This window comes from Candidatus Synechococcus spongiarum (assembly GCF_900047545.1).
GTDB lineage: Bacteria > Cyanobacteriota > Cyanobacteriia > PCC-6307 > Cyanobiaceae > Synechococcus_B > Synechococcus_B spongiarum_C.
On the sequence record NZ_FITM01000055.1, the window covers coordinates 1 to 7,148 of the forward strand.

The window sequence follows — 7,148 nt, forward strand, 5'->3', positions numbered from 1 at the left end:
GCGCCGCAGGTTCTCGAACAACAGCCTCTGGAAGACCCGGGTTTTGAGAAGGGCCAGCCCCATGGCCCCAAGACCATTGGCGACCCAGGAGAAGGGCCTGTTCCCCGTCGTCCTGGCTTGCTCACAGCGAAATCGTCCCATGGGATTGAGCAGAACCACGCCGGCGCTGGCATGGGGCTGAGCCGCCGCCGCCCGAAGGGCCACGTATCCCCCGAGGGAGTTGCCCACGAACACCGCCGGTCGCCCCACCCGCTCCCTGGCGTAGTCCAGAAGCTGGTCTCGCCAGAAGGTGGTGTCCAGCGCCAGGTCCGCGGGCTTGGCGCTGCGACCAAAGCCCAGCAGGTCAAAGGCATGGACCTCGTACTGTTGAGCGAGACAGGGAATGTTGTGGCGCCAATGCTGGGTGCTGGCACCAAAGCCGTGAACCAGCACCAGGGGTGGCCGCCTCTGGCTGTCCCTCACCGCACTCTGGTCTTGGGGTGTTGCCCTCAGACAGTGGATGGACTGCCCTCGAAACTGCCAACGGTGACTGGTGGTGCCAACAGGGTGTGTCGCCGCGCCGCCGGCCGGCCGCGATGCCGGCCGGGTCGCTGGGGACTTTGAACGAATCACGGTCATGGCGTGCAGCGGTACAGGGGACGAAGAAAAGCCTTAGGACGAGGCGGCGTTCACCAGTTTGGAGTCACCGCCATCCGTATCGGGGAGCACTAGGCGCAGCAGCAGGGGCGCTAGGAAGGTGGTGCCAATCACCATCAGAAGAATTGCCGCCTCCAGGTTGCTACTGAGCACGTGGGTGCTCCCTCCCAGGGCCAGGAAGACTAGTCCCACTTCTCCCCGCGGCATCATCCCCAAACCCACAGCCAGGCGATTGGTTTTTTCCTTGCTCCAGTAGGCCCAGCCCGTGGCCATCTTGCCCAGGATGGCCACGGCGAGCAGGAAGCCAGCCATCACAAGACCGCTGTGGTTGTCCGGATTCAGTGGATTGATCACCGAGAAATCAAAGCCCGTGCCGATCATCACAAAGAAAAGGGTGGCAAAGAGGGCCACGATGGGCTCGGTCAGGGCTGTGAGTTCATGGACGTGTTTGGAACTACTCAGCACCAGGCCTGCTGCGAATGCCCCAAGCACCGCCTCCAGGCCAATGGCTGTGGCAACAAAACAGCCCAGAGCCAGCACGATAACGCCACAGACAATTTTCTCTCCCGGAGCCTCCAGGGCGTCCACCAGTCGGTCAAACCAGGGGGCGGCAGTGCGGCTCAGGAACAGGGAAACGACCACAAACGCCACTGCGGCCAGCAGCAGCTTGAGGATGGGCGCTGCGGCCAGGGAACCACCTGTTGCCAACTTGGCCACCACCGCCAGGATCACGATGCCCAGAATGTCGTCCAGCACCGCGGCGCCAATCACCGTCTGCCCTTCGCTGGTTTTCAGGTACTTGAGCTCGCCGAACACCTTGGCGGTGATGCCGATACTGGTGGCGGTCAGGGCTGCACCGGCAAAGACAGCCGGAATCACGGGAACATCAAAGAGATAAATCAGCCCCAAGGCGCCTCCTGCAAAGGGCAGGACAACACCGACGGTGGCAACGCTCAAGGCCCGCACACCTACCTTGAGCAGTTGATTCAAGTCGCTTTCCAGGCCCGTGAGAAACAGGAGGGCATACAGACCCACCTGGGCGAAGCTAGCCAGTTTAACCGCGGTTTCTGAGTAGACCGTGTCCACCACCTCCTTGGAGACCGAAGACAGGCCACTCACCAGATGCAGCAGGTTGGCGCTGATGTTGGTCTGGATCTCGGGGGGAAGCACCAGGTGGAGACCGGAAGCGCCAATGATGACGCCAGCCACCAACTCCCCGATCAATGTGGGCAGGCTGAGGCGGACAAGCACTTCTGCAAGGAGCCGGGCCGCCAGAAAAATCACCACGAATTCGGCAGCGCCCAGAAGAGTCTCGGCAGATTCCTTGTCATGGGCGCTCACCACCAGCGGGTGCAGTGGCAGTCCCCAGGACAGGGCCTGGAGCATGGGCATCATCGGGGTCACAGTTGGAGACGATTAGCTGAGATGGTTCATTAAGGGGATTATGACCATGAGTCACAAGAGTGACCAGGACCAGTTTCACGGATCGTCGAGGTCTAAGCGCGAGAACGCCTCTCCCTGTGCAGCAGCCCCAACCCCGGAGGCCGGGATATTCTGCGCTGCGTTCAGGTCCCCATTAGCCTGGCAACCGCAGCTTGTGCAGTGGAAAGTGGACTGGCTCCGTCTTGAGGCCTTGTCCACCTGTCCACAGGGACAGCACCTCTGGTGAGGTGTAGGCAGGGTTGACATGTACAACTCGAGTTTTGTAGCCGAGTATTTCCCCCATCTCACTCCAACCCGTGGACAAGACGGAGCGGTTCAGCCCTGCTTTCTGTTGAACATTGCGACCAGGTGAGGCCACGGTCCCTTGGGCGCTTCTGGTCATGCCCTGGGTAGGATAGGGGTTGCCGCCGTGGCGCTGCCGCCTCACCAGGCCAAGACCGGGGATTCTGAGGTGCTCACCCTGGATCTTCACGCCATCAGGAATCGTAAAGCGAGGCTGGTCACGGCCTCTGGCTTTGAGGCGGAGATGCCCTTTACTGCTGAAGAACGCCTGGAACGCCAGGGACAAGCTCTGCAGGGCGGCTCTGACAGTTTTGAAGGAGTAGGCATGTAGCCAGGGGAGGTCACCATTGTTCCTGAGCGCAGTGAACTCCTTGGCCAAGGAGAAGAAGTTGACGGACGGCTTGGCCTGCTGCTCGGAATTCTCCTTGTGGAGTTGGTAGGCCTGCTGGCGCTTGGCCAGGAAGTGTTTCCAGATGAATCGACCGGCTCCCGCCGGGCCGAAGAGTTGCCGTGCCTTGGCTGCTGAGCCAGGCAGGAGCCGGTAGCAGACTTGGCGGTAGTGGAACCAGTGTTGGTCATAACGACTGTCGCTGGTTCAGTAGAGCAGGGGTGGAGCCGCTCAGCAGTAGCCCTTTGCTCCATGAGCAAGGGCCAGCAGCGGAGTTCTCACAGGACAGAACGTGATTAAGGCTACCATCCCCTCCATTAACACTAAACTCCAGACCCGGGTTGCAGCGATAACAACTGCGTCCCCAAGGGCGCCAAAAGCTTCCGAGAGAGTTTAACAACTGCCCGGTTGGTCCTGGTTAGCATCAATGCCGGAAGCCAGGCGGTGCCGCCTGTTCACCGTCCTCTCAAAGATGACCAATCCCACGCCCGCAGAGTTCCGTCTCCCAACGCCCGGTTGCTACGCGGATCCGGAGCGCAGTGGCCTCAGGGCCAGCGAGTTGTTTGACGGCATGACCGAGCACCTGTTTTTCACCCTCGGGAAGCTGGCGCCAAGCGCCACCAAGCACGACCTCTACATGGCCTTGAGCTATGCAGTGCGGGATCGGCTGATGATGCGCTACCTGGTGGGAAAGCAGGCCCTGCGGGAAACACCTCGCAAGACCGTGGCTTACCTCTCGGCAGAGTTCCTCATTGGTCCTCAACTGGGCAACAACCTGGTCATGCTGGGGATTGAAGACGCCGCAGCTTTGGCCCTGCAGCAATTTGGTGTCCAGAGTCCGGACACGGTGTTGGAGGTGGAGGAGGAGCCTGGACTGGGCAATGGTGGCCTGGGGCGGCTGGCAGCCTGCTACATGGAATCCCTGGCCAGTTTGCAGGTGCCGGCTGTGGGCTACGGCATCCGCTACGAGTTCGGCATTTTCGACCAGTTGATCCGTGATGGTTGGCAGGTGGAAATTACGGACAAGTGGCTGAAGGCAGGATGGCCGTGGGAGTTGCCCCAACCGGATGAGGCCTGTGTGGTGGGTTTTGGCGGCCATACGGAAAGCTACACCGACGACAAGGGTCGCTACCATTCCCGCTGGGTGCCGGCGGAGCACGCCATTGGCATTCCCCACGATGTGCCGGTTCTGGGATATCAGGTGAACACCTGCAACCGCCTTCGCCTCTGGCGCGCTGACGCCACCGAAAGCTTTGACTTCTATGCCTTCAACATCGGCGATTACTACGGCGCCGTCGAGGAAAAGGTGGGATCTGAAACCCTCTCCAAGGTGCTTTATCCCAATGACGGCACTGACGAGGGTCGTCGCCTGCGCCTCAAGCAGCAGCACTTCTTTGTGAGCTGCTCCCTTCAGGACATGCTGCGCTCCTTTGAAAAGCGGCAGATCTCCCTGGAGGAGTTTCCCCAGCATTGGGCCATTCAGATGAATGACACCCATCCCGCCATTACCGTAGCGGAACTCATGCGGCTGCTGATTGACGAGAAGCATCTGTCATGGGATGTCGCCTGGAGCATCACCAGTCGTTGCCTGGCCTACACCAATCACACCCTGCTCCCTGAAGCGCTGGAAAAGTGGAATCTGCCCCTGTTTGCCTCCCTTCTACCGCGACATCTGGAAATCATCTATGAAATTAACCGGCGTTTTCTCCAGCAGGTGCGTCTGCGCTATCCGGGAAACAACCAGATTCTGAGAACCCTCTCCATCATTGACGAAGACGGGGATAAGGCCGTGCGCATGGCCCACCTGGCCACCATTGGGGCCCACCACGTCAACGGCGTCGCGGCATTGCACAGCGAGCTGGTGAAAACAAACCTGATGCCGGAGTTTTCAGCCCTCTGGCCGGAAAAGTTCACCAACGTCACCAACGGCGTGACACCCAGGCGCTGGCTGGCCTTGGCCAACCCCCAGCTGCGCACGTTGCTCAACGAGGCGATTGGCGAGGGATGGATTCAGGACCTGGATCAACTAAGCAAGCTGGAGGCGTTTCAAGACGACAAGAGTTTCCTGGAGCGCTGGGAGCAAACCCACCTGGCCGCCAAGCGGAACCTCTCCAGCATCATTCATCGCCGCACCGGGATTCTGGTGGATCCCAGCTCCCTCTTTGACGTGCAGGTCAAACGGATCCATGAATATAAACGGCAACACCTCAATGCCCTTCAGGTGGCAGCCCAATATGTGCGCATCAAAGAGGGCTGTGCTGACCATATGCCGTACCGTACCGTCCTGTTCGGTGGCAAGGCGGCGCCGGGCTATTACATGGCCAAACTGATTATCCGCTTCATCAACGGCATTGCAGACACCATTAATTCCGACCCGGATATGGATGGCCGCCTGCGGGTGCTCTTTCTGCCAGATTACAACGTCACCACAGGCCAGTCTATCTACCCAGCCTCAGATCTCTCCGAGCAAATCTCCACAGCGGGGAAAGAGGCGTCCGGCACCGGCAACATGAAATTCGCCTTGAACGGCTCCCTCACTGTTGGCACCCTTGACGGCGCCAATCTGGAGATCCGTGATCGGGTGGGCGAGGACAATTTCTTCCTCTTTGGCTATACGGCAACGGAGTTGCAAAGCCTTCATCACGGCTACCGCCCCTGGGACGTCCTGACCCAGCAGCCCTTGTTGCAACAGGTGGTGAACCTGGTGGAGCAAGGCCACTTCAGCAATGGTGATCGGGATATGTTCCAGCCCCTGATCCACAACTTGACCCATCACGATCCCTTCTTTGTCTTTGCCGACTTTGAGGACTACCTGCGGGCCCAGGAAGAGGTGAGCCGAGCCTGGCTGGATCGTCCCCGCTGGAACCGCATGTCCCTGCTCAACAGTGCCCGCAACGGCTTCTTTTCCTCGGACCGCTCTGTTCGGGAGTACTGCACACATATCTGGAAAGCTCAGCCTTTCCCCGTAGAAGTGAAGTGTGAATTGCCCGGGATCACCTGAAACGCCACATCCCAGCTACGGGTCAGCTCATCTGCAGGCCATCCTCTTGGCCCGCAGGGCCACCAGCCAGTCCGAATCCGCCAAGGTGGCCGGGGGGACCGGCAGCCCCAACTGCTCCAGCCCCATGAGAGCCGCGTAGCGCAGTTCCCAGAACGACCCTTCACAGGCGGCATCCTGCAGCGCCGGCGCCGCCTGCCGGGGGTCCAAACGGGCCAGGGTCAAGGCCGCCGCCGGACGTGATTTTTGAAACTGGGGGCGGCGGTTGGCCAGGGCCTCCCGCACCAGCGGCAGCGGCTGGGGGTCCCCCAGCCAGCCAAAGAGCTTGATCATGTGGTAGTGGGCCCCATAGTCGTTCCAGCCCCGGTCCGCAAAGCTCCGGGTCAAGGCCGCCAGCGTATCGGCTTTGGCGGCGGCATCTTTAGCGGCGGCAATGAGGGTGGCCACAGCCAGGTAGACACGCCCGAAATCCGTGCCATAGAGTTCCTGCACCAGAAAGTCCAGGCCTGGTGTGGTGTCGTAGCGATGCACCAGGGTGATGGTGGCCGGATCATCCCGCAGCATCCGGTCCACCAGCGGCAGCAGACCACCAGCTGGGGCAACACCGTCCTGGTGCTGTTGATCCGCCAGATGACGCACACCCCGCAAACGGAACACAGGCGACACCGGCGCCGCCGTAATGGCCGCCAAGGCGCCGAAGGCCTGGGCATCCATCAAGTCCTGAATCACCGCACGGCGTACGGTCACGTCCGGATGGAGCAGGTGGTCTTCCAGGGCGGCCAGACCGTCTTTGTTGCCGGTCAGCCGCGCCAGGGCCGCGATGACTGCCGCCACCAGGAGCGGGTCCTCCTCCTGCCGCAGCGCTTCCAGAGGGGCAACGGCCTCCTGAATCCCCAGGCGGGCCACGGTTTGGGCCACCACCCGGCGGTTCTGCCGTCCATCCCGCAACAGTTGCAGCAGGGGCTCCGTCACGACTTTGGGCTGGGCCTGTAGCTCCGCCAACGCCCAGACGGCGTTCTCCACCAAATAGGTGTCCCCGCTGGCCAGGCAATTTTGAATCACGGGCAGCGCCTGCCTGGCCCCCAGGCGGGCCAAGCTTTCCACGGCTTTCCGTCGGGCAATGCGCTGGGCCTGGGCAGGGTGATCATCAGCAGCGCATGCCATCAGTGCTGTAATGGTCTCGTCATCAGGGAAATTCACCAAGTGGGCGGCAGCCAGATAGCGGTCGCTCACATCCTCCAATGCCTCCAGGGGCTTCCCCAGCGTGGCCAACGCCTCCGCCTGACTAAGCCCTGGAAACAGGTTCTGAAAACGGTTCGGGTCCACGGTGATGCTAGTGCAAGCCTTGACTTCCTCCCGGCCCTGGGAGTGCGGGGATTCCTTCTCTCAAGCGGTGCATCT

The 7,148-nt window shown here is 61.0% G+C and carries 6 protein-coding genes; 2 read left to right on the forward strand and 4 right to left on the reverse strand.

Annotation, left to right across the window (positions count from 1 at the left end):
- From FLM9_RS02100 to FLM9_RS08710, 3 genes are all read right to left on the reverse strand, one after another.
- Positions 1-618 (reverse strand): alpha/beta fold hydrolase (locus tag FLM9_RS02100; protein WP_143324557.1); only part of this gene is annotated, 618 nt, incomplete at its 3' end.
- 33 nt (positions 619-651) lie between these two features.
- Positions 652-2,031, reverse strand: coding sequence for a cation:proton antiporter (locus tag FLM9_RS02105; RefSeq protein WP_438801322.1), 1,380 nt, complete (start codon positions 2,029-2,031; stop codon positions 652-654).
- A gap of 84 nt (positions 2,032-2,115) precedes the next feature.
- Positions 2,116-2,325 carry a zinc ribbon domain-containing protein gene (locus FLM9_RS08710; protein ID WP_368794368.1) on the reverse strand — a complete coding sequence of 70 codons (210 nt, stop codon included), beginning with the start codon at positions 2,323-2,325 and terminating at the stop codon, positions 2,116-2,118.
- Positions 2,326-2,443: 118 nt separating this feature from the next.
- On the opposite strand from FLM9_RS08710, the gene FLM9_RS08080 reads away from it, so the two are divergent.
- The gene (locus tag FLM9_RS08080; protein ID WP_180365273.1) at positions 2,444-2,692 is read left to right on the forward strand and encodes a hypothetical protein; all 249 of its coding nucleotides are present in this window, start codon (positions 2,444-2,446) and stop codon (positions 2,690-2,692) included.
- Positions 2,693-3,221: 529 nt separating this feature from the next.
- A complete protein-coding gene (locus FLM9_RS02120) occupies positions 3,222-5,750 on the forward strand; it encodes a glycogen/starch/alpha-glucan phosphorylase (RefSeq protein ID WP_074457036.1) in 2,529 nt (842 codons plus the stop codon).
- 27 nt (positions 5,751-5,777) lie between these two features.
- Here FLM9_RS02120 and FLM9_RS02125 read toward each other — a convergent pair whose 3' ends face one another.
- Complete coding sequence (locus FLM9_RS02125) at positions 5,778-7,073, reverse strand: HEAT repeat domain-containing protein (protein ID WP_074457034.1); 1,296 nt, start codon at positions 7,071-7,073, stop codon at positions 5,778-5,780.
- Positions 7,074-7,148 lie beyond the last annotated feature (75 nt).

Excerpts from the sequence above, each read along its gene's own strand:
- FLM9_RS02105 (WP_438801322.1), bottom strand. The coding sequence starts at position 2,031 with ATGATGCCCATGCTCCAGGCCCTGTCCTGGGGACTGCCACTGCACCCG.
- FLM9_RS08710 (WP_368794368.1), bottom strand. The coding sequence starts at position 2,325 with ATGTCAACCCTGCCTACACCTCACCAGAGGTGCTGTCCCTGTGGACAG.
- FLM9_RS02120 (WP_074457036.1), top strand. The coding sequence starts at position 3,222 with ATGACCAATCCCACGCCCGCAGAGTTCCGTCTCCCAACGCCCGGTTGC.